26 protein-coding genes are annotated in these 21,541 nt (G+C 62.8%); 11 read left to right on the top strand and 15 right to left on the bottom strand.

The annotated features are described in order from the left end of the window. Positions 1-9: 9 nt before the first annotated feature. The 5 genes from ACSYDV_RS18145 to ACSYDV_RS18125 all read right to left on the bottom strand — a co-directional run bounded on the left by ACSYDV_RS18145 (position 10) and on the right by ACSYDV_RS18125 (position 2,615). Positions 10-450, bottom strand: coding sequence for a PaaI family thioesterase (locus ACSYDV_RS18145; protein WP_438325226.1), 441 nt, complete (start codon positions 448-450; stop codon positions 10-12). 178 nt (positions 451-628) lie between these two features. Further along, positions 629-1,174: a DsrE family protein gene (locus tag ACSYDV_RS18140; protein WP_438325225.1), complete on the bottom strand. Its 546-nt coding sequence runs from the start codon at positions 1,172-1,174 to the stop codon at positions 629-631. A 62-nt stretch (positions 1,175-1,236) separates the two neighbouring features. Next, complete coding sequence (locus ACSYDV_RS18135; RefSeq protein ID WP_438325224.1) at positions 1,237-1,761, bottom strand: carboxymuconolactone decarboxylase family protein; 525 nt, start codon at positions 1,759-1,761, stop codon at positions 1,237-1,239. An 87-nt stretch (positions 1,762-1,848) separates the two neighbouring features. Then, positions 1,849-2,280, bottom strand: coding sequence for an SDR family oxidoreductase (locus ACSYDV_RS18130; protein WP_438325223.1), 432 nt, complete (start codon positions 2,278-2,280; stop codon positions 1,849-1,851). Next, positions 2,277-2,615, bottom strand: coding sequence for an SDR family NAD(P)-dependent oxidoreductase (locus tag ACSYDV_RS18125; RefSeq protein WP_438325222.1), 339 nt, complete (start codon positions 2,613-2,615; stop codon positions 2,277-2,279). The genes ACSYDV_RS18130 and ACSYDV_RS18125 overlap by 4 nt, the downstream gene beginning before the upstream one ends. A gap of 217 nt (positions 2,616-2,832) precedes the next feature. Between ACSYDV_RS18125 and ACSYDV_RS18120 the strand changes: the two genes are divergently transcribed. The 8 genes from ACSYDV_RS18120 (at position 2,833) to ACSYDV_RS18085 (ending at position 10,605) form a co-directional block, all read left to right on the top strand. Then, positions 2,833-3,618: an AraC family transcriptional regulator gene (locus ACSYDV_RS18120; protein ID WP_438325221.1), complete on the top strand. Its 786-nt coding sequence runs from the start codon at positions 2,833-2,835 to the stop codon at positions 3,616-3,618. A gap of 136 nt (positions 3,619-3,754) precedes the next feature. Then, complete coding sequence (locus ACSYDV_RS18115; protein ID WP_438325220.1) at positions 3,755-5,074, top strand: tetratricopeptide repeat protein; 1,320 nt, start codon at positions 3,755-3,757, stop codon at positions 5,072-5,074. 5 nt (positions 5,075-5,079) lie between these two features. Continuing rightward, positions 5,080-6,285 carry an MFS transporter gene (locus ACSYDV_RS18110; RefSeq protein WP_438325364.1) on the top strand — a complete coding sequence of 402 codons (1,206 nt, stop codon included), beginning with the start codon at positions 5,080-5,082 and terminating at the stop codon, positions 6,283-6,285. Further along, positions 6,282-6,776, top strand: a complete 495-nt coding sequence (locus ACSYDV_RS18105; protein ID WP_438325219.1) for a DUF2938 family protein — start codon at positions 6,282-6,284, stop codon at positions 6,774-6,776. The genes ACSYDV_RS18110 and ACSYDV_RS18105 overlap by 4 nt, the downstream gene beginning before the upstream one ends. Before the next feature lie 135 nt (positions 6,777-6,911). After that, the gene (locus ACSYDV_RS18100) at positions 6,912-7,742 is read left to right on the top strand and encodes a DeoR/GlpR family DNA-binding transcription regulator (RefSeq protein ID WP_438325218.1); all 831 of its coding nucleotides are present in this window, start codon (positions 6,912-6,914) and stop codon (positions 7,740-7,742) included. 17 nt (positions 7,743-7,759) lie between these two features. Further along, positions 7,760-8,893: an MFS transporter gene (locus ACSYDV_RS18095; RefSeq protein ID WP_438325217.1), complete on the top strand. Its 1,134-nt coding sequence runs from the start codon at positions 7,760-7,762 to the stop codon at positions 8,891-8,893. Positions 8,894-9,094: 201 nt separating this feature from the next. Further along, positions 9,095-9,679, top strand: coding sequence for a hypothetical protein (locus ACSYDV_RS18090; RefSeq protein WP_438325216.1), 585 nt, complete (start codon positions 9,095-9,097; stop codon positions 9,677-9,679). Between the two features lie 317 nt (positions 9,680-9,996). Continuing rightward, the gene (locus ACSYDV_RS18085) at positions 9,997-10,605 is read left to right on the top strand and encodes an outer membrane protein (RefSeq protein ID WP_438325215.1); all 609 of its coding nucleotides are present in this window, start codon (positions 9,997-9,999) and stop codon (positions 10,603-10,605) included. Positions 10,606-10,743: 138 nt separating this feature from the next. Here the strand turns inward: ACSYDV_RS18085 and ACSYDV_RS18080 are convergent, their stop codons facing one another. The 7 genes from ACSYDV_RS18080 to ACSYDV_RS18050 are packed head-to-tail and all read right to left on the bottom strand — an operon-like array spanning position 10,744 to position 15,818. Then, positions 10,744-11,988, bottom strand: a complete 1,245-nt coding sequence (locus tag ACSYDV_RS18080; RefSeq protein ID WP_438325214.1) for a T6SS phospholipase effector Tle1-like catalytic domain-containing protein — start codon at positions 11,986-11,988, stop codon at positions 10,744-10,746. Between the two features lie 26 nt (positions 11,989-12,014). Continuing rightward, on the bottom strand, positions 12,015-13,319 hold the full coding sequence (locus ACSYDV_RS18075) for an SH3 domain-containing protein (protein WP_438325213.1): 1,305 nt from the start codon (positions 13,317-13,319) through the stop codon (positions 12,015-12,017). Further along, positions 13,312-13,794 carry a hypothetical protein gene (locus ACSYDV_RS18070; RefSeq protein ID WP_438325212.1) on the bottom strand — a complete coding sequence of 161 codons (483 nt, stop codon included), beginning with the start codon at positions 13,792-13,794 and terminating at the stop codon, positions 13,312-13,314. Before ACSYDV_RS18070 ends, ACSYDV_RS18075 begins: the two co-directional genes overlap by 8 nt. Further along, the gene (locus tag ACSYDV_RS18065) at positions 13,791-14,375 is read right to left on the bottom strand and encodes a JAB domain-containing protein (protein WP_438325211.1); all 585 of its coding nucleotides are present in this window, start codon (positions 14,373-14,375) and stop codon (positions 13,791-13,793) included. Before ACSYDV_RS18065 ends, ACSYDV_RS18070 begins: the two co-directional genes overlap by 4 nt. Beyond that, positions 14,315-14,812 carry a hypothetical protein gene (locus ACSYDV_RS18060; protein WP_438325210.1) on the bottom strand — a complete coding sequence of 166 codons (498 nt, stop codon included), beginning with the start codon at positions 14,810-14,812 and terminating at the stop codon, positions 14,315-14,317. Before ACSYDV_RS18060 ends, ACSYDV_RS18065 begins: the two co-directional genes overlap by 61 nt. Positions 14,813-14,850: 38 nt before the next feature. Next, a complete protein-coding gene (locus ACSYDV_RS18055) occupies positions 14,851-15,201 on the bottom strand; it encodes a hypothetical protein (protein WP_438325209.1) in 351 nt (116 codons plus the stop codon). A 53-nt stretch (positions 15,202-15,254) separates the two neighbouring features. Next, the gene (locus ACSYDV_RS18050) at positions 15,255-15,818 is read right to left on the bottom strand and encodes a response regulator transcription factor (protein WP_438325208.1); all 564 of its coding nucleotides are present in this window, start codon (positions 15,816-15,818) and stop codon (positions 15,255-15,257) included. A gap of 295 nt (positions 15,819-16,113) precedes the next feature. Between ACSYDV_RS18050 and ACSYDV_RS18045 the strand changes: the two genes are divergently transcribed. The 3 genes from ACSYDV_RS18045 (at position 16,114) to ACSYDV_RS18035 (ending at position 16,793) form a co-directional block, all read left to right on the top strand. Continuing rightward, the gene (locus ACSYDV_RS18045) at positions 16,114-16,239 is read left to right on the top strand and encodes a hypothetical protein (RefSeq protein WP_438325207.1); all 126 of its coding nucleotides are present in this window, start codon (positions 16,114-16,116) and stop codon (positions 16,237-16,239) included. Beyond that, positions 16,202-16,450: a DUF6961 family protein gene (locus ACSYDV_RS18040; protein WP_438325206.1), complete on the top strand. Its 249-nt coding sequence runs from the start codon at positions 16,202-16,204 to the stop codon at positions 16,448-16,450. Before ACSYDV_RS18045 ends, ACSYDV_RS18040 begins: the two co-directional genes overlap by 38 nt. A gap of 139 nt (positions 16,451-16,589) precedes the next feature. Continuing rightward, entirely contained in the window at positions 16,590-16,793 is a 204-nt protein-coding gene (locus tag ACSYDV_RS18035; protein WP_438325205.1) for a hypothetical protein, read from the top strand. 82 nt (positions 16,794-16,875) lie between these two features. Here ACSYDV_RS18035 and ACSYDV_RS18030 read toward each other — a convergent pair whose 3' ends face one another. From ACSYDV_RS18030 to ACSYDV_RS18020, 3 genes are all read right to left on the bottom strand, one after another. After that, entirely contained in the window at positions 16,876-17,460 is a 585-nt protein-coding gene (locus tag ACSYDV_RS18030) for a hypothetical protein (protein WP_438325204.1), read from the bottom strand. Between the two features lie 466 nt (positions 17,461-17,926). After that, positions 17,927-20,806, bottom strand: a complete 2,880-nt coding sequence (locus ACSYDV_RS18025) for a hypothetical protein (protein ID WP_438325203.1) — start codon at positions 20,804-20,806, stop codon at positions 17,927-17,929. Next, positions 20,782-21,369 carry a hypothetical protein gene (locus ACSYDV_RS18020; RefSeq protein ID WP_438325202.1) on the bottom strand — a complete coding sequence of 196 codons (588 nt, stop codon included), beginning with the start codon at positions 21,367-21,369 and terminating at the stop codon, positions 20,782-20,784. Before ACSYDV_RS18020 ends, ACSYDV_RS18025 begins: the two co-directional genes overlap by 25 nt. Positions 21,370-21,541 lie beyond the last annotated feature (172 nt).

The following is a 21,541-nucleotide window of genomic DNA, read 5'->3' as shown; positions in this document are numbered from 1 at the left end:
CACCCTGGGCTAATCCGTGATGCCGACGCGGTCTTCCACGGCCATCATGGTGGCAGTCAGGAAAGCCACGAGTTTCTCTTCGCCGGCGCGATCTGCAAAGACTTCGGCTTGGGTCAGTGTAAGCGTCCGTCCCGACTTCAATACACGGCCGCGAGCAATTAGCCGTTCACCTATGGCGGGTGCGACCAGATTGATCTTGAACTCGGTGGTTAGGACGCCGCGACCTGTCGGCATCAACGTCAGAGCCGAATAGCCTGCCGCTGTATCGGCGATGGCGCTGACGGCACCGCCGTGCACGAACCCATGCTGCTGCGAAACTGCCGGCGATGAAGGTAGGATGATCTCGACGGCCCCCGGCGCGATGGCACCGATAGTCGCACCGAGCGTGCTCATCAGGCCTTGCCGTGCGAAGCTGCTCCGGATCCGCGCGTCGATGTCTAGGTCTGCCATATGGATGTTCATTCTATGAAGCTGGCAGCACCAAAGGTGCAGGGCAAGACAGTGTGGCGAAACTTGACGGATTGGTCCCCCGTGTCGCACCTCTTGTCTCGTACGACATGCTGCTGCGGCCTGTCGATGGTTGGCGTTTCGACCGAAATCGGTTCGCGTTCGACCGCCGGCAACGAGTTTAGCCTTCGAGCAGGACCCAGCCATCGAGCTGAAGATTGACGATCGTCACCATTGCGGCGACGTCGATACTCCAGCTGGACGTGATGGCGGCGCGATCGACTTTCGTGTTGGCGAGGGCGTAGCTGCACACGTGCAGCGATACGCCTGCCGCGTGCAGCGCTTTCACCAAGTCGCGGTTCGGATTGTCGGTGCCGAAGCGCTCGTGATAGGCCTCGTCGACGAGAACGACGGCTGTTGCCGGGCCATGCACGACGACGACGATGTCGCCCGCAGCCGGCGTTATCCCGGCAGCACCGAGCAGATTGACGAAGCGCGCGACACGATCGAGCGCGGGGTTGACCTTGGCGGGATCGCCTGCCGCCCGGGTGATCTCGAAAATAACGCGGTATCGCCGCGAAGGGTCGGGCGGATTGGCTTCATCGGCGGATGGACGAATTGCGCCGAAACCGGCAATCGCCGGGTGTGCATTGTCCTGCGCGTGGACGGAGGGTGCTGCCATCGCGAGAAGGGGAGCCATCGCGCTCGCGAGTATCCATCTGATCATGCGGTCAACCCGCACCGTCGCACTCCGGAAATTCATGCCGAGAGTCACCAGGCCTCCGGCTATCAGTCGATTGCTAGCGCGACGAGGAAGCGCGATACCATATTATAGGCGGCAACGGTCGCGATGGCCTCTACGGTCTGCCGTTCACCGACCTGCGCCTTCAGTTCTTCGATGACGCGATCTTCGACGTCTACTTTCAGCGTCGACTGGTCGGTGAGTTCGAGGAGTAGGCGCTCGGTTACGGAAAAGATGTCGTCGACGCCGGCTTTCCGGAGCGCTTCGCACTTCTCCTTGATGCCACCTGCGGCGAGATAGGCGGGCTTGTGAACCTTCCACTCGAAACTCGCCCGGTTCAGCACCGCCACGCGGCACATCACAAGCTCGCGATATTCGAGCGGCAGTGCGAACTCCGCGCGCACGCGGCCGAGAAGCCCGTTCCATCCTCTCGCCAGCGGCTGGCTACGCAGCAGCAGGCGATCGATCGCGATCAGCTCTCCGCCTGGTCGCCGTGCTTTCATTTCGGCGAGCAGATCGGCGGACGCGGGATCGCCATCATTCCAAGGCGCTATTCTCGGCTCGTTCGGCATGTCGTATGTCTTTCGATTGATCCTGTCCGGGGAATGCGAGACCGCATCACCAGGTCCCGAGCAGGATGCGGATTGGGGCGCGGTCCCTCAAAGTTCCGCGCGGCCGCCGTCGACGAGGATCTCTGCGCCCAGCATGTAGCGCGATGCATCGCTGGCGAGGAACAGGACGGCAGCGGCAACTTCTTCTGGCTGGCCCATCCTCCCGAGCGGCACCTGCGCTCCGACCTTGGCGGCATAGGCTTGGAACTGTTCATCGCTTTGATCCTTGCCGCGGTGGATCGGCGTCTCGATCGACCCCGGACTGACGGCGTTCACCCGGACGCCCTGCTCGAGCAGTTCCGCCGACAGCGTCCGCGCGAACGAGCGCACCGCGGCTTTCGATGCCGACAGCACAGCGCGTCCGGGCGTGCCTACCTGGTTGAGCCACGACGTGTTGAGGATGATCGATCCGCCTTCGCGGAAGAGCGGCAGAACGGCTTGCACCGAAAAGAAGACACCTTTGACATTGACATCCATCATCCGGTCGAACGTCGCCTCGTCGGTCGTCGCGAGGGGCGTGCCGATCGCGATGCCGGCATTGGGAAGAGGATGTCGAGCGCGCCGAATTCTGCAGCGACCGCATCGTGCATGCGCGCTAGGTCGGCGAGCGATGCGACGTCGCACGGGATAGCGAGAGTGTCGCCGCGGATCGCGCGCTGCGCCTGGGCAAGCTTCGCGGGGTCGCGCCCGGTTATCGCAACGCGTGCGCCGTGATCGGCGAGAAGCTTTGCCGAGGCGACCCCTATGCCGCTCGAGCCGCCTGTGACGAGAGCGAATTTTCCTTCAAGAGAGAGCAAAGGCGAGCCGTCCGTCATGATGTATCCGTGCCGAAGGGAAGAAGCCGCACGACGCGAGGTCGTGCGGCAGTTCAGAGAGTCGCTCCAGTGAGCGACGGAGTGCCGCGCTAGCCGCCGAGGATCGAGAGAGCCGAATGGCGGGCAAACGATGCGAGGTCCGGTTTAGGCCCTTGTCGGTCGGCCGTCTCTCGACCATCTGTCACTTTCTATCGACGAACGGACAGGTTGCGTTTTCATGCAGTGGACCCAGATCGAAACGCCCGAGACGGCGGCTCCGCCCGCGCCGCTCACGGTGCGCGTCCAGACGATCGCCGCGCGCAGCCATTTTCCCGAGCATGACCATGATTGGGGGCAAGTGGCCTATGCGATCTCGGGCGTTCTGACCGTCGCGGCTGCAGGGCGGAGCTTCGTCATCTCGCCCGAACAGGCGGTCTGGCTCCCTGCGGGGATCGCCCACCGCGTCGGGTCGCTGCTCGGTGCCGAGTTTCGGAGCCTGTGGCTGGCGAAGGGCCTTGCCCGTTCGCTGCCGACGGCGCCGCAGGTGTTCGATGTCTCGCCGTTGCTGCGCGCGCTCATTATCGAAGCAGCGGCGGTCGCCGATGAGGGATATGAAGAAGGATATGGCGCACGCGTCGCCGGTCTCATCCTCGATCAGCTCGCGCGCGCTCGCGTCGGCCACGCGGGTTTGCCCTGGCCCCTGTCGCCGCCTCTGGCGCGGCTCTGCGAGGCGCTCTACGCGGATCCCGGCGACAATCGGTCGGTCGATCATTGGGGGCGCGAGGTCGGCATGTCGCCGCGCACGCTTGCCCGCCGGTTCGAGGCCGAGGTCGGCATGAGCCTGCGATCGTGGCGGCGGCAGATGCGCCTGTTCAAGGCGGTCGAAATGCTTGGCGGGGGTGTCTCGATCACCAGCGTCGCGATGGAACTCGGCTATAGCTCGACGTCGGCTTTCACGTACGCGTTTCGCTCCGAACTGGGGACGAGCCCGCGGGCTTACGCTCGCTCGGGTAACAGGGCTTGATCCAAAAAGCGGACTGGGGTTGGCGTAAATTCGATAGAATTTGGCATCTCGTCGAGAGATGGACCGATCCCCTTCTGCTAGGAATCGCGCGAGCCTCATCGAAGGTGTCTCGAATTCGGTTTTGAAAGGTGTCAAATTGACCTTGCTCGATCGCTATAATCTGTCGCTGTCGACATCGTCGGAAGACGCCGCAAGCCTTTACGGGGAGGGCGTCGATCTCCTGCTGTCGCTCTGGCCGGGCGCCGCCGAGCGGCTTGATGCCGCAATCGATGCGGATCCCGATTTCGCGCTCGCCCACGCTGCGCGGGCGCGGCTGCATTCGATCTGCGCAGAACCCGCAGAGGCGAGAGCGCGCGTCACGGTGGCTGAAGCCTTGGTCGCGCGGTGCGGGAGCGAACGCGAGCGCAGCCATGTGCACGCCATGTCGCTTGCAGTTCACGGCAAGGGGCAGGAGGCACTGGCTGCGGCGCTCGCGCATGCCAAACGCTGGCCGCGCGACGTGATGATCCTGTCGCTTCCCTTGGGCGCTTTCGGCCTCTTCGCCTTTTCCGGCATGGCCGACCACAACCAGGCAAAGGTCGATCTGTGCGAGCTTCACGCTGCGCAATTCGATGAAGACGACTGGTGGTTCCTCACCTATCGCGGCTGGTCGCTGGCCGAGAACGGCGAGGTTCTCCGCGGCCGCGCGATGCTCGAGCGGGCGGTGGCGCTGCGGCGCGAGAATGCGAACAGCGCCCATGCGCTGGCGCATGCGATGTTCGAAGCGGGCGCCAATGACGAGGCGGAACGGCTGATCGCAGCCTGGCTTCCGGACTATCCGCGCAGCGGCATTCTTCACGGCCACATCGCTTGGCATTCGGCGCTCGCGGCGCTCGAACGGGGGGACGCGGCGACGGCGCTCGCCATCTATTCGGATGCGGTGCAGCCGTCAGCCTCCTATGGCATGCCGATTAATATCGTGACCGACGCCGCCTCGCTGCTCTGGCGCGTGGACGCTTATGGTCATCACGTCCCGGTGAAGGTCTGGCAGACAGCTGCCGATTACGCGCGGGGGGTCTTTCCGAAACCGGGTCATGCCTTTGTCGACAGCCATATGGCGATCCTCGAAGCCGCGACAGGCGATCGCGAGGCGCTCGATTGCCGCGTCGCGGCGCTTGAAGACATGGTTGCGAGGAATGCGCTCGGCGCCGGCGCGATCGTTCCGTCGATCGGCCGCGCAGCGATGGCATTCGCGAACGATGATTATCGCGGATGCGTCCGCATCCTGGAGCCGCTCAAGCCGGATTTTGCGCGCATCGGCGGCAGCAATGCGCAGCGAGAGATCGTCGAGGACATGCTTCTCGTCGCGTTGATGCGGGGTGGGGAGGCGGCGAAAGCGCACGCACTCCTCGACGCGCGTCTACACCGCCGGCCGTCGCCGCGCGACGCGCGCTGGCGATCGGAACTGGCAGCGTGACTGCGATGGCCGCAGCGGAGCGGCGCGAGCGGCAAGGCAATATCTGGCGCCTCGCGCTGGCACAGGCCCTTGCCGGCGCAAATTCCGCGGTGATCTACGCGACCGGCGCGATCATCGGCGCTGCGCTTGCCCCCGAGAAGGCGCTGGCGACGCTGCCGATCTCCATTTTCGTGGTTGGCATGGCGGCCTGCATCCTGCCGAGCGGATTGATTGCGCGGCGCCACGGCCGCCGCGTCGCCTTTCTTGCGGGTACCGCGGGCGGCGTCCTCGCCGGTTTGCTGGCGGCGCTTGCCGTGGTTGTCGGTTCCTTCTGGCTGTTCTGCCTCGGCACCTTCTTCGGCGGCGCTTATGCGGCGGTGGTTCTCTCGTTCCGCTTCGCCGCGGCGGACTGCGTCGAACCCGAATGGCAGCCCCGCGCGCTCTCGATCGTAATGGCCGGCGGAGTCGCGGCAGGGGTGATCGGGCCGCAGCTCGTCACCTACACGATGAACCTCTGGCCGCCGCACATGTTCGCTGCGACCTTCATCGTTCAGGCGTTGGTCGCGCTGTTGTCGGCTATCGTGTTGACCGGCGTGCGGCTGCCGATGCCCACGACCGCCGAAATCGCCGGCGGACGGCCGCTTGCGCTGATCGCGCGGCAGCCGCGCTTTATTGTCGCGGCAACCTGCGGCGCGGTCTCCTATATGCTGATGAATTTCCTGATGACGGCGGCGCCGCTCGCAATGCGCATGTGCGGGCATAACCAGGAAAGCGCTAACCTCGGCCTACAGTGGCATATCATCGCCATGTACGCGCCAAGCTTTTTCACGGGCCGGCTCATCACGCGTTTTGGCGCGGGCTCGGTGGTGGCGTTGGGCCTTGCTCTCACCGGCTTGTCCGCAGCGGTCGGGCTTACAGGGGTCGATGTCGCCCATTTCTGGCTGACACTCATCCTTCTCGGCGTCGGCTGGAATTTTGGCTTCGTCGGCGCGTCGGCACTCGTTCTCGAATGTCATCGCCCCGAAGAGAAAACGCGCGTTCAGGCGCTCAACGATTTCATCGTGTTCGGGACAATGGCAGTGGGCTCTTTCTCATCGGGAGGTCTTCTCGCGTCGCGAGGCTGGGACATGGTACTGTGGGTGTCGTTCCTTCCGCTTGGCCTTGCCGTCATTGCGTTGGGCCTTGCGGCCTTCGTGCAACCGGGTGCGCCGCGCCGAGGCCGCGCCGAGTGACGCTCGCCGAGACTGTCGTGCGCGCGGCGCTTGTCGGGATCGGAGGAACGATCATTCTCGATCTGTACGCGCAGGCCGTAAAGCGTCTCTTCGGAATGCCTGTGACCAACTGGCGGATGGTTGGGCGATGGCTCGGTCGTATGGTCCGAGGAGATTTTGTTCAGGCCGATGTTGCTACGGCAGAGCCAGTGACCGGCGAGTATGCGTTGGGCTGGATCTTTCACTATATTGTTGGAGCTGGTTACGGGCTGCTGGTCGTCGCGATCTGGGGCGCGCGCTGGCTGGCGGATCCGTGGCTTTTGCCTCCGCTCACAGTAGCTCTTGTTCTGCTTGTCTTGCCCTTTTTCGTGATGATGCCGGGCATGGGTCTTGGGATTGCCGGGTCCCGCACGCCTAGGCCACATCTTACTCGCATGAAAAGCGCCCTGGGACATAGCGTTTTCGGGTTCGGCATGTACCTAACAGCTGCTTCGCTGGAGAGGATCGGCTAACGATTTGCGCCTTCGTCCGCTTTCGCCAAAGAAATGCCAAGAGCGGACTGTCTTCAAGTGGCCACTGTCGGGCGACCAAAATTGTTCAGTTCCGTCAGCGACTTCTCTCCGCGGTCGCACGACCGTTGCAAATGCATGATCATCGTGCACAATCGTGCGGATTTGACGTGCACGTTTTGCACGTTATGGCGCGATATGACAAACGATCTTGCTTCCTCAAGGCGTGAGATCATCGCTGGACGTCTTGATACCGGACATGCCGTGACGGCGAATGCGCTGGCCGCCGAGTTTGATGTTTCCGAAGACGCCATTCGCCGTGATCTTCGGGCGCTGGCTGCGGAGGGGCGTTGTCGCCGGGTCTATGGCGGGGCGCTACCTATTGTGCGCGACGTGAAACCGGTCGCGGCGCGGCGCGGCGAGGGGATCGAGCAGAAGCGGGTCCTTGCGCTTGCTGCGGCCAGCCTTGTGGCCGCTGGAGACTTTCTGTTTCTCGATAGCGGCAGCACGAATCTTGAACTGGCCGACTGCCTGCCGGACGATGCCGATCTTACGGTGGCGACGAATTCCGTCGATATCGCCGGCAGGCTTTTGCAGCGGCACGATGTTCGGGTCCTTGTGGTCGGCGGGCTCGCCGACCCCTCGATTGACGGATGTGTCGATGCCGTCGCGGTTCAGGCGGTCGTGCAGATGCGCTTCGATGTCGCGTTTATCGGGGCATGTGCGGTGTCCGAGGACGGTCTGGCGGCGGATCATTTCGAGGATGCGACCTTCAAGCGAGCCGTCATCTCGTCGGCGAGACGGACGATCGCGCTTGCGACCGCAGACAAGATCGATCGGCGCGCGCTCCACCAGATCGCGTCTCTGCAGCGTGTCGATACGCTGATCGTGGGCCCGGAAGTGGAAGGTAACCAGCGGCAGGCGCTCGATGCTGCGGGCGCGCGCATCCTTGTCGCCGGGCATGACTGATCTGCAAGGATTGATCGATGGAATCCGCTGATCGCCCGGCCACGCGGCTGGCAACCCGCCTGTCCTTTCTCGTCGCTGGCTTCGGGATCGCTTGCTGGGCGCCGCTCGTGCCCTTCGCCAAATATCGCCTCGGCATCGACGACGCGGTTCTGGGTCTCCTCCTGCTGTGCATCGGTGCGGGATCGGTGGTTGCCATGATCGCAACGGGGCCGCTCAGCGCACGTTATGGGAGCAAGCCAGTCATCGTGACGAGCGGATTCGCGCTGGCTGCACTTCTGCCCCTACTCTCGGTTGCAGCCACACCGCTGGCGCTGGGAGCCGTGTTGTCGCTTTTCGGCGCCGCTCTCGGATCGCTGGACGTCGCGATAAATGTGCACGCGGTCGAAGTCGAACGGGTAGCCGATCGACCTCTGATGTCCGGCTTCCATGCGTTGTTCAGCATCGGCGGGTTTTTTGGGGCAACCCTGATGACGTTGTTCCTCTCGCTGAGCCTCGATATTGTTGTCGGCAGTTTGATCTGCGCGGCACTCATGGCGGCGGCTATGGTCATTGCGCGGACGCGGCTGTTGTCGAACGTGTCAAATGGAGAGGGGCCGCTGTTTGTCCGGCCGAAAGGCATCGTGCTGCTGCTGTCGCTTCTCGCCATGGTGACCTTCCTCGCGGAGGGCGCCATGCTCGACTGGAGCGCGCTGCTGGTGACGCAACTCGGTCTGCTCGATGTCAGCCAAGGTGGAATCGGTTATATCCTGTTCGCCATCGCCATGACGATCGGACGGCTCGTTGGCGACCGGCTGGTCGCGCGTCTGGGCGATTTCCGGATGCTGTTCGGCGGCGGTCTCGTCGCGATGGTCGGCTTTGCGATCATCCTTGCCGTGCCCTTCATTCCCGTCGCGTTGACAGGCTTCCTGCTCGTCGGGTTCGGTGCCTCCAATATCGTGCCGGTCCTGTTTCGCAGGGCAGGGAACCAGATTGATATGCCACCCGCATTGGCAATCGGTGCGCTGACAACGCTCGGCTACGCGGGCATTCTGGTCGGGCCCGCGGGGATCGGACTTCTTGCCAAGGCGTTCGACTTGACGGCCGCGTTCTGGATACTGACCGGGCTGCTCTGTCTGGTTCCACTCACTGCGCGCCGCGTTGTCCGAGGATAAATCTTCAACTGCAATATGTCCGCTTTTGCTGGAACTGCCTCGCAACCGGACAGTCTCCAAACGGCCAAATGGGTAGGCGATCTGGACCAAGACGTCTGGATTCCAATGCCGGTTCTAGAGGCCATCTCCTTGCGTTCACGGGGCTTTTACAATTACCGTCGAGGGTATAGTCTGACAACGAGAGCCGGCTTTGGGGGGGATATGGTGCGTTCATGGTTGGCTGCAACGCTTCTGGTCTCCACTTCGCTGTGGGCTGAAAGAGGTGAGCCCCAGACGCAGCCAACTCCCCCTGCCGCAGACAAGCCGGCAATAGCCGGGACGCGGGTCTGTCCGAACCCGTCGCGGCTGATGTACGTCTGTATGAATATCGAGGCCCGAACGAAAGATCGATCGCCTATCGGCTATAATCAATACGCCTATTACAGAAAAATTCTGGATGCCTCGTGCGTGAAGATTGGTGAGGACCCCGAAGCGGTCGTCAATGCCAAGGTGCAGGCGATGTGGACGGAGCTCCACAGCGAGATGAAGTGCAATAGCACTATCGTCGACATCAGCGACGCGAGCTACCTCAAATATGCGGTCGCGACGAAATTTGACCAATTTCTGGAGGACGCGATCGAATGGGGCGTGGACCTCAATCGCGTGGATGGGTCGGACAATCGAACCGTCCTCGACTATGTGAAATTTCATAGAGACCGGCACCACGGCAGCTCGATCGGTCGAAAGATGTCCTATTATTACGACCTGCTGCGCGAGGCGGGCGCAAAGCATAAGTCTGAACTTTAGTCGATTCTGGTAGCGGGCTGGCGCTGCAGGTGGACTCTAAGCTTTTTCGTGCAGGCGCTTCTTCCGGGGCCGGAGACGCCCCAAGGCGTCATCGGACTGTGCTGTCTCATTTTCAATGTTATGTGACATAAAGGAGAAATGGTTTCAGGCGAAATCATAATTCTCTATTGATTAATATTAGTATCCTAAGTATTTGTGTAGCAAATATGCAACAGGATATTTGAAAGGAGATCTGTATCTCTGTATTTATTTGACTGAATTGAAGATTTCTTCAACTGGGCGCCGCGTTACTCGCTGAGACTGTCGAAGGAAATATAATGAAAAAAGCAATTTTCGCTGCTCTGGTTACCTGCGCTGCGTCGGTTCCCGCCTACGCCCAGGATAACGCGTCGCTTGGCGGCGCAAAGATCGGCATCGTTGCCGGCTATGACAGCGTCAAGCTGAGCTTCGATGGCGAGAGCGGATCCAAGGACGGCGTGGCCTATGGTGTTACCGCAGGTTATGACTTTGACCTCGGTAAAGCGATCGTCGGCGTAGAAGCCGAACTGTCCGACGCGACCACCAAGGAATCGGTGAGTGACGTTCTCGAAGTGGGCGATGAAGCCTCGCTTTCGGCTTCGCGCGACCTCTATGTCGGCGCGCGCGTCGGCTTCGCGGCCGGTTCAAACGTCCTCATCTATGCGAAGGGCGGCTATGCCAACATTCGCGTCAAAGCGCGTTACTCGGACGGTACCGACAGCTTCTCGGATAGCGGCACGCTCGGTGGCTATCGCCTCGGCGCCGGTGCGGAATATGTCGGCCAGTCGATGTTCGGGCGTCTCGAGTATCGCTATTCGGACTATGGCGAGTTCAGCTACGATGACGTCGATACCGGCATCTCGGCGTCGCGGCATCAGGTCGTGGTGACCGGCGGCTTCCGCTTCTGATATGTCATGCAGGTGAGGGACGAGGGCTATGCTTTCGTCCCTCTCTGTTGCCATTTTGCATGTTGCCGGGTGAAGCAGGTCGGGCCGCCGACCAGGCTCGCTGTATTGCCAACTCTGACCGGCCGGGATTGTGTGCCGTCACGTCGCAGCCCGCTCGGGCGATCGGTGGTTGACGGGCTTGTAGGCTGGTTGGCGAGCCCGACGCTCGGCTATGCTGTCGTCGATGACATGGGCGCCGGCGACGGGGCGGGGCTCGGCGAGCGGAAAATAGAAACCGAAGAGCGAGCGACGTTTCCATTCGCGGTAGCTGGTGCGCTTCGGGATGATCTCGAGCGGCTTCCACCCGAGCGTGAGCGACATGTGCATCGGACCGGCGGCGTCGGGCGCGACATATTGATGCTCACCCTCGCCCTTTTTCTCGCCATAGGCGAGCTTGCGCAAATTGGCCGCAGTAATCTTTAACCCGGCCTTTTTCGCTTCCTCGACCATCCAGATCAACGGCCGCTTCGAGAGCGCGCTTTCGCGCTCGGGATAGCCGCCGCCAATGTCCGAATGGACGCCGGGGAACCAGCGCTGTTCGATATCCTGTTCGGTCTTTTCACCCGGCCGGAAACGGTTGGCGATGAAGGGCTGCGGCTGGACCCAGTTCGCGACGCGGAACATGCGGCGGCGTTCGTCGAGCGCGAGTGCGTGACGGAAGGTTCGAAGCGATGGATTGGCTGCCGTGTAGGGGAGGGTCTCGAGGCTCGGGATCCACATCCGGTCCGAACGCGGCACGAGCACCGAGGCCACCGTATCCCAGACGCCGACGAAATGGATGGTCGGGAAGCGCGCGCCGATCACCCGTGCGAAATGCCATGCGATCGGCATCTGCTTCTCGCGCGCCGCGCGCTTGTAGGTCGCCAGCGCATTGTCGCACATATTGAGCTGCGAGGGGCGCACAAGCCCGATGAGATGGAGCATTCCGGCGAGCACGCGCGCGGTCCACGCGCCGCGGCTGAAGCCGAAAATATAGATGCGGTCGCCTTCCTCCCAATTTTCGGCGAGGAAGCGGTAGGCACCGAGCAAATTGTCGTCGAGCCCGTAGCCCGCCGCGAGCCCCAGCACCCCGAGGAATTTCTGCTTCCAGCGGTAGAGCCAGTCGATACGCCCGACGGTGCCGACGCCGGGGCTGTAATAGACGAGCTGCCGCTGGCCTTTCTCGGCGATGCGATAGAGTTTGAGGACATTGGAAATCCGGATGTCGCCGATCTCGCCGGCGAGCGCACCGCCGAGTTCATTCCCGGTGCCGTCGCACAGAATGACGAGATTGCGTCCCTGGATGCCCTTCGACGTCTCGCGCTTCGGGGCGGTGCCAGCGGGCGTTTCGGGTGTCTTTGCCATTCATCCTCCCTTGCGTGTCGGCACTTCTAGTCGGTCAGGCTGTTGTAGCCGGCGCGGATAGGCTTGCCGCGATCAATGCTGATCAGGATATTGTTACAGCCGCCGGGGCTTTCGTCGGCGTCGGGACCGATTTTGCGCGGGTTATACTCGCACGAAGCCCGCTCATCCTCGATCCGGTAGAGGTCGTCGCGGTCGGTGCGCAGCAGCTGTCCGCGGCCCTCGAGTTCGGAGACGACGGCGGGGTCGGGGAGGCGCACGCGCTTATAGGGAAAGGGGCCCGACGAAATGGCATAGACCGAGGCACCGACCGCATCGAGAAAGACGCTTCGTGAAGAGGTGAGGCTGCCGTGATGGCCGACCACGAGAACATCGGATTTGAGGTCGGCAGCGCAACAGGCGATAAGCTGCGCCTCGATGCTGTTGGCCTGCGGCGGTTCCGACGGGGGCTTGCGTTCGCCGCCCTCGGCATCACCCGCAAGGAGAACGCGTCTGTCTGCGAGATCGAGCCGCACGACGACGCTGTTGCCGTTGGGGTCGGCGTGGTTCCGGGGGTCGCGATAGAGAAAATGCATCCGCGCCCCGGCGCCGAGGGCAATCGGCGCGGCATCCATCATCCTGCCCTGTCGCACGGTGACGGTGCCATGGCAGCCGCTCCCCGTGAAGGTCACGCTGCGCGTGGCGTTCGATGCGATCGCATCATGATACTCCGCCCCGGGTTCGGCCATCGCGGCTTTCAGGAACCGGCAATAGCCATCGGTCTTGTTGACCCGCCCGGACTCCCAGACATGGCCGATCTCGAAGCGGCGGAAGACGTCGGGCATCAGCTGGAGATGATCCTTGTGCGGATGGCTCAACACCAGATGATCGATCCGGGTGAGATGGGGCGCCGCTGCCGCGATATAGGCGACAACACGGTTTGCATCGCCAGATTGAAGATCGTCCTGGCTCCCGGCATCGTAGAGCAGCGCAAAATCCTTGCCTTCGACGAAGATCGCGAGCCCGGTGCCGACATCGATGACATGGACCTTGTAATGCTCCCCGGCGAGGGCTTCGCCGGGCGTGCCTTCGCCGATGACGACGGTCCACGCCTTGCTCACATAGCCTTTCGTGCCGTCGGACAGCTCGACGGCATACCAGCCGCTGACCTCGCCGGTGACCGTCGCCTGGTCTCCGGGGCGCAGGCGGCCGAGGATCGGGGTGTCGGTCGAGGGGCCCTCGCGGACGAGGACCGCACTCGACACGCGCGCGCTGGGGACGATGTCTTGGGCCTCAGCCGCTTGGGCGCCAATCATGGCGAACGCGAGCAGCGCGGCCGTCAGAAGATTACGCATGACGATCATCTTCCCGCGCTCCCTCGTGGCGCCCCTGCAGCCCTGCGGCAACGTCGCCGCCTAAGCGCTCGCGGTAGAGACGGTCGCGCAGATAGCGCTCCATTTCTTCGATCCCCTGCGTGCTCAGGCGAAGCCGGATATCGGCATCGCATGTTCCCGCCGGTGAGTGCGTTATCAGCTTATGCTCGATCAATATACCGATCCACCGCAGCGCGGTTGTCGCCGCCACCGCCGAGCTGGCGCAAAGCTGTGAGATGTCGACGTCTTGTCTGCGGTGATGTTCGATATAAAGCCGAAGCATCATGTCCCAGGCCGGCTCGGCAAAAAGCGCGTGGCCGATCAGGCTGTCGCGGCGGCGGCGGTTGTGAAATTCGCTCTGCGCGATCGCGGCGAACAGGCTTTGCTCGCTCGCGGGAAGGGGTGGCTGGGGGGGCGACGTGTCGCCGCGCGTGCGCCCATCATTCTGCGGGGTCATAGCAGGCCCCTTTCGCGCATGCTGACGATGCGATTGCCGCCAACGATGAGATGGTCGAGGAGCTGGACGCCAACCGATCGGGTGAGATTGGCGATCCGCGCCGTCAGCGCGATATCTTCTTCGCTGGGCTCGGCCGATCCCGACGGGTGATTGTGCGCGAGGATGATCCCCTGCGCTCCGAGGTCGAAAGCGCGGCCAAGCAGACGGCGCAGATCGCCCTCGACCCGGGTCGTCGCGCCCTGGCCGATCATCTCGTCGGCGAGATAGCCCCAGTCATGGTTGACGAAGGTCGCGTGGAGGCATTCGGTCGCCGACTTTCCGATCAGCGTGCGCAGATAGTCGCGAAAGGAGAGGTCCCGGGGCGATACCGCTGTACGGCTCACCTGTTCGCGAAGCCCGGCGTGGATGAGCGCGCGTGCAGCGACAAGCGTGCGCGCGAGGGGGCTGTCGTTGCCGAGCGCCGTGACCAGCTGTTCGTGCGAGGCAGCGAGCGCCCGGCCGAGGCTCCCGAAGTGCGTGATCAGCCTGTCGGCGACGGCGAGGGCGCGATCGCCGGCGAAGGGTTCGAGGAGGTTCGCCACGACCGGTACGGCCCGTGGCGTCTGACCCGCCGCGCATGGCGCCACAGGCCGCCCGCGAAGATCAGCAGAATGCAATAATAGGGGGCATAGTTCAGCAGGAAATAGGCAATTTCGGCAACCTTCATGCTTGCTTCCCGCGCGAAGTGCGAGACGACCGAAACCAGCTGGAAAGCCGCGAGCCATAGAGGGTAAATCCTGTTCGCGCCGAGCGCGACGCCGATGAAGGCGGCCGCAACCAGCAAATCGATGACCAGGTGACCGATATCGACCGATCCGTAGATCGTTCCGCGCCCGGCAAGGGCGTGATAGATACGGTCGCCCAGGTTCATCAAGAGAAGGGCCGCTGCGCAGATACGTTCCGGAGCGGCCCCCCAGCGCAGCGCCGCTGCGCCGAGGATCGCGACCGACAGGAAGTTGAAGGACCAGAGCCAGCTCATCCGCCGAGCCTGGCCTCGCGCAGCGGTTCCGTCAATCGTCAGGCAACGGCTTGTCGCCCGGCATCGTCGGCGCCGCTGAAAAAGTCGGTATCGTCATGTCCGGGCATGCCAGTGATCAATGTCTTGTCGTCGACGAGCGCATTGTGCGAGCGGAAGATATCGTTGGCGCCGTTGATGTCCGACTGGATCGCGCGGCCGAGGCGAATAATCGCTTGCTGGCCAATATGGGGTGCCGGGACCTCCTCGATCTGGCGTGCGCGCAGGATCGAACGCATCACATCGAGTTTGGCGAGCAGGCTCTCGTCGGCCTTGGCTTCGGCCTCGCGAATTTGCATGCGGATCCGCGCCATATAGGCGGGAACCGGAGCGGTCTGGTCGGAACTTTTCATCGCTATCCCCTGGCCCGGAGCGCTCGCCGCCGCAGGCCTCTCATCGGCATTGTTCAGGATAGCGAAGAGCCGAACGCATCCGTGATCGCCTGCGCCGCGGCGAGGCCGAGGACGAGGCTGGCAATGATCGCGAGCAATATAATCGCAATCGCCGCACCACGGGTGAGCATGGCATTGTCGCCGTCGAGCACCCTGGGGACGACCTTCGGTTCCATGGGCCTCGTCCAGGGCGCGTCGATTTGCATCTCGAGCGAGTCCTTGAAAGCGAGGTCGGCGCCGGGGCTGTCCTGCATCTGTCGTGGCTCGCCCGGCGGCGGTTCGGCGAGATCAATTTTTTGCTTGGTAGTTTCTACACATGGGGCTGGCGTCATGCCGGGCCGGACAAAATCACCGGGCCGTTCGCGGTAACGCCGGGCGAGTTCGAGCCGGGTGATGCCGCCGAAGCGCGAACGCAATATCTCGATATGCCGGTTGACCGCCGATTCTGCTGTGCCGAGCGTGCCGGCGATTTCCTTGCTCGTACGCCCTTCGGCAAGCAGGTCGAGGACGGCCGCTTGCTTGAGGGTCAGCAAATCAAATTCGCCGCCGCTTGATTCCTTGTCTTTTTCTATTCCCATCGCCCGCTTATACTAACCACAAATAGTCGTTGCGGCAAAAGCGCTTTCAGTGACTTGGCTTTTGGGATCCGTCCCCCACGGACATGGGGCATTTGGCTAGTAATGACTTCCCGGCATTTAAATGATCGGCGCCCGGTGCACGGCGACTGTTGGCGCGCGGAAGGAGCCGGGATGTTTGACGGATATCCGGGCCGCCGCTGCGGACACAGGTCAATATGGGGAGGAGCCAGACGGTCGCTTCGAATGTATGGGGGGCGGGCTTCCCTCTCGAAGTTGCGGCTGCCATGATGGCGCTATGATGAAGCGGGACCCGGGCAGAGGGCGCGGTTGGGCGCTTGGGATCGAATTCTGGATTGCGATGATCGTCGTCGCGGGCTCGTTTCTTGCTGGCCTGTGGCAGATCGCGCGCGGCTGGTTCTGAAGGAGCTTGTTCCATCTCCCCCGATGAACATGTCTGGGCATGTGCGCTCGCGGTCGAGCGGCAATATGGCGACAATGCACCTATGTTTATCGCCGCGCGCATCGGCGCGCTCGCGCTGGCGGGTGACAGCGAAGGCGTGATGATGTGGCAACGCATCGCGGCCCGCCTCGATGGTCTCGCCGGGGGCAGCGGCGGGGACGGCGCGCAATGAAGCTGGCAGGTATCGCGAAGACGGCCACTCGAACGGCGCGGAAGATATTCCCGTTGGCCGCTTAGTTTGTTATCGGTCTCTGGCCTCGCTGCCGGCAATTGCTGACGCGGATCCCGGGGAGCACAAGACGCGAGGCGGAATGGCGAACGATCCCGAGACGATGAAAACCCTTCGCGCGATCCGCGATGCGCTCGTTGGGCAATTGATCCAGCTGGACGAGCTTGGCGAGACGCGTGCTGCAGCCGATCTCAGTCCGGCGGTCGAACGCCTCAATCGCCGGCTCGGCGACGCGCCGAGCGAGGAAGAAGCCGAGCGACTGCGGCGCAAATATTTTATGAACTGACGCGGGCCGGGCGTGGCCCCTTTCTATGGCCACCTTCTGCTACGGGTAGGGCAGGTGGGTACGGTATCTTCGGAGCCGACGCTCAATCGTCGAGATTGTCGAAATATTGGTCGAGACGGCAGCGGGTGTCGTCGCTGAGCATCACAATGATACGGCGACCGTCGAACGGATCGTTCGACCGGAGGAAGCGTCCGTCATCGACCATCGTCTTGATCCAGCGCAGCGCTGTTGTGGCCGGAACCGCCGCGGCGATGCAGAGGCTCGAGACCGATATGACCTGCCCCTCATAATGGGCGGCATATAGATCGAGCATCATGTCCCAAGCCGGATCCGCAAACAGGTCTGCCGGGAAATAATGTTCGCGCTGGCGCCGCTGCCGGATGGCATGGCGAACGAGCCGGGCGCGGCCATGCGTAAAGCTCCGGGGCTTTATTCTCTCCTCGGGATTGCGGACGGACGAGAGGGCGCCCAGGTTCGCGGAAGGCTGCCCGAAGCCTCGCGCGGCCGTACCGGCATTGTCGCTGCGGTCATGCGCCACCGCAAGATTCCGGCCATAGTCCGCAAAACCCGTGTCGCCAGCCAGTTTGCGGACGATATCTTCGAGTTGATCAAGGCGCGCGTGGAGGTCCTCGTTCCGCAAGTCGCCGCTCTCTGAGGCTTCCTCCATATGCTGTTCCACCCCCAAAGTGATACGTCGCTTATGTCTGAATTCTAACATGGTTTCTGCGCATTTTATATCCGAACCGGACATGAGCGGTAACGGACCCCGTGCATGCTTATGTGTTGCGGAGCGCGGACCTGGCCGCAGAAATCGGCGCTTTGGGGGACAGTTGTCGTATCTCTTTGTCGAAGGGGAATGAAACGCTGCCAGATTGCTACCAATTGTCATGCATGCGGAGCTCAGTCCGAGGGCGGATCGGTGCCGAAACCGCCGCGCAATGGGGATAGTTCGCTATATCGGCGTCATTCCGGAGTGGACGCCGGTTGCAGTCACTGCTGCGCGGACACGAAGCCAGCGGCAGAATCGTGTCGGAAGGACCACTGGACAGGCGTCTTCCTTGCCGCGCACGGGACCCCGATCGCGCAATGCTTGTTGCGATCGGGCCGGGAGGCCGTGACAACAGGTCTGGCTGTCAGGGTTGCAGCGCGTCTTTCGGCAGTACCCAGATTTGCTCGAGTGGAGGCAGCGTCTTGCGGATATTCATCTTCTCGCCGAGCCGGTAGATTTCCCGCCGCGCTGTAACAAGCCGGACGAGGTCGTCCTGGACGATCATCTGGCGGCTTTCGAGATCATACGAAGACGGGAGGGCTATCTGGTGGGTTTCGATCGTTTCAACCTTGCCGTCCCGCCCTCGGCGCGTCGAGGCGATCGAGATTTTCCCCGGCGACACCACGTGGACGCTGGTCAGCAGGCAGTTCCACGCGATGCTCGCAGCGGCACAGGGCGGGGATGCCGAAACGGTGCCGCCAGCGAGCAGCCGGTCATAATATTCGAGATTATAGGCCCAATTCTCGATTGCCCCTTCGACCTTCCGGGATTGCGGCCAGATCTTACCGTCGACACCGATCCGCTCGGGCAGCATCCGGTTCTTGAAGAGCTGTCCGTCGAGCCAGTACAGCAGGACGTTGCGGGCGAGGACGGGGTTTTTCGACAAGGCGACGACCAACTCGTTCCGCAAATCCGAGACACGGTCCGAAAACACCAGATCGGCAATATTGGGGATCAGATAGTCGCCCGACAGCAAGGCTTGCTGCGCGATCGCCACGTTCAAGGTTGCCAGCACGGTGTTGAACTGGTCTTCGAGGATTCTCGAATTGACGCTGAGTGCCGGGCTCGGGAGGCCCACGTCTGCGGCACCATAGACCGCGAAGCTCAGCTGCCGAAGGTCGCGCACATCGGTGTAGGGTACCATAGCCTCGAAGTCGGTCACCGCCTCGATCACATGGGCGGGATGGAGGAGACCGGCGAACTGGCTGGCCATGGCGCGCCGCGCGCCGCGCGCGTCGGACCAGCGCAGCATATCGCCGGCTCGCGCGCTGTAGCGCAGGCCCTTCGCGCGCAAGCTGTCCGGATTTCCAGCGGGATCGGCGAGCGAAGCGATGAGCTGCCAGGCGACCGGTGAGCTGGGATCGTCTGCGGGTGACCAGCTGATTCCATGGGCCGACCAGAGGAGCTTGAGCAACGGCGAGAATTGCTGCTTGTTATAGGTTTCGAGGCTCGACTTCAGCACGCCGCTGGTATCGGTATGGGTATCGGACGCCATCTGCAGGAAGAAATGGGGTGTGGTGTTCGCGCTGTCCGGCAGGGTCCAGACCGATTCCACCAGCTGGTTGCATTCGTTGAAATGGGTGGGTGTCGTCGCGATATTCGATTGCAGCGCTGTGATCGATCCATCCTCGGGAAAATTCTTCCGGATGAAGTCGCATTTGGCGCGCTGGCCGTTGAATGGCGATAGGCCGACTATGGCGCGCAAGATCGCCGACGAGCTTTGCTTGAGGTCGCTGAACTGGCGATCGACGAGGTCGAACCGGTACATGGCCTGCGCATGCATGTCGGCGGCTTCCTTGCGGGACGTCTCAATCGCCGTCAGGATCTTCGTCTGGCCCTCGAGCAGTTCGTCGAGTTTCTTGTCCATCAGGCCAAGCTGCGCCAGAATCTGCGCTTCGCCGACTGACGGCGCATTGCTCGGACTTGCGAAGGCGGCATTGAGCGAGCCGAGCGCCATCGCGGGATTGCCGGTGAGATAGGCCATGCCAAGACCTGCCGCGACGTTCAGAACCTTCATGCCATTCTGGAAGTCTTTGCGCTGGGTGAATTCCCAGCCGAGCGTATTGCCCAGGGTCTGGATGCCGTTCAGCACGTCCATCGTCGTCGAGACAGTCCCGACGACCTGCTGCTTCAGCGCGTTGGATTCGGCCTGCTCGACATAGAGTGCGACCGCCTTCTCGCGCTGCGCGGGCGGCATTTCAGCGAACATGGCCTTATAGGCCGGATGCGACGGATCGCGCAGGATGAGCAACTGGGCATCGGGGGCCATGCCCTGAAACTGTTGCGCCTGCAGAAAATTGACCCCGCCTTCGATCGACCGGGTGCGAACATCGAGTCCGTCGAGAAGCGCCTTATTGTCCTGCAGCAGGCCCATCTGCAACCGGGACAGGGCATAGTTGCGGTTGACGGCCGCCTCTACCGATGCACCTTGTCGCAGGATGGATGCGATGCCCGATGCGGTCTCGGCCTGCTGCCCTTCCTGCAAGGCGATCAGCCGGTCTTGCGACGCCAGAATCTTTCCCGTTGCATCGGCAAGCTGCTCGCCGTTCCGGCCCACCGTGACGGTCAGCAGGGCGATCGCGGCGTCCTGGTCCCGCAGATGATCCTCGGACACCGACTGCCCGGCGAGGATGGCGTCGAGATCGGCGACCGCGCGTTGCAGCAGCTTGTCGTGGTTTGCCTGTGCCTTTTCCACGTCGCGCTGAAAAGCCGCCTGGTCGCTGCGATGGAAGAGCAGGCTCTCGCGGATTTTCTCGATCCCGACGCTGTTCGTGAGCGGCGCGAGATCGGGGTTGTTCGACACCACCGCACGGATCATCTCCGGCGTGAGCTGTTCGGTCGGAATATCGTTGAAGCGGTCGACCGCGCGCGCCGCCAGGAGTAAGCCGAGCTCCTGCTGCTTCGCGACCGTCCAGTTGGCGATGTTGGCGGCGACCTTGAAGGGCACCGATGCCGCGTCGGACAGGCCGCTGACCGTATCGCCGACATTCTGTATGACCAGCGCCGCCGTGCGCGACGCGTCGGCGCGGGACCGGATGCGTTCGGCTTCCTGCAACTGTGCCTCAGCGGCAGCGACAGTGTTTCGTACCTGTTCGCGGACGACCGACTGGGCTTCGGCCTGCTGGGGGACAAGTGACAGGAGGGGCAGAGCAGCGATCGCGGCCCAGGGGCGCGAAGCCCGGGAGCGCTCGGGCCGTTGCGACGATGTCCGCATCGCGCTCAGCAGCGCCCGCCGGTCGTGCACGCGACGCGTACATAGAAGTTCACGGCGATATTGCGCGGGCGGGTTTCATCTCCCCCCGTCGCTTCACTTCTCTCGCTGCTATATTGTTCGCTGCGGAGGGCGTTGAAACGGTTATCGCCGGCGGCGCCGGCGCGATTGTGGTTGCCGGTGTGCCGTGGAATCTGGTGGTTATGGCGGTGCGAGGCGAGGGCATCGCCTTGTGCATTGCCGATGGTCCGTTCACCCGTTGGGTCGCCCGATTTGGCTGCGGCGCCGTGATTGACCATCCGCAGGAAGCGGCCCCGGGCATCGGGCAAAAACACATTCCCGTCGGCCGCGAGTTCGGGCGAGAGATAGGGTGCGATCGGTTTGGACGATATATTCTGGCCATCGAGCAGAGCCCAATCCGGACCGTAAAGAGTGGCAAATTCGGTGGGAGGCAGCAGGGATGTGCGAACCTCGCCAACTGCCGCGTCACCTCCGGCATAGGCCGGCTGCTGCGCGTGAAGCGCCGTGCCCGCCGCAAAATAGAAGAAGCCGCAAGCTGCAGTGAGAGTAGCGCGTCCGCGCGGGCTCTGTTTCATGGATAATCCCCCCAATAATCCGCCCCGAATTATTGCACGCATTTATGGCAGCTGCGTGGCTCACGGCAAGAGACGAGTTCTGCCAATCTGGCGTTTTTCGGGTATCATCCGGCTCAACGTGCGGCCCTGTGCCCGAGCGGACTCACGGCGTGGGCGGGATATTTATCGGCTT

Origin of the sequence: Sphingopyxis selenitireducens (assembly GCF_051550705.1) — a bacterium.
Classification (GTDB): Bacteria; Pseudomonadota; Alphaproteobacteria; order Sphingomonadales; family Sphingomonadaceae; genus Sphingopyxis.
The sequence above is the reverse complement of the archived record's forward strand: the minus strand, read 5'-3'. Positions and strand labels throughout refer to the sequence as shown.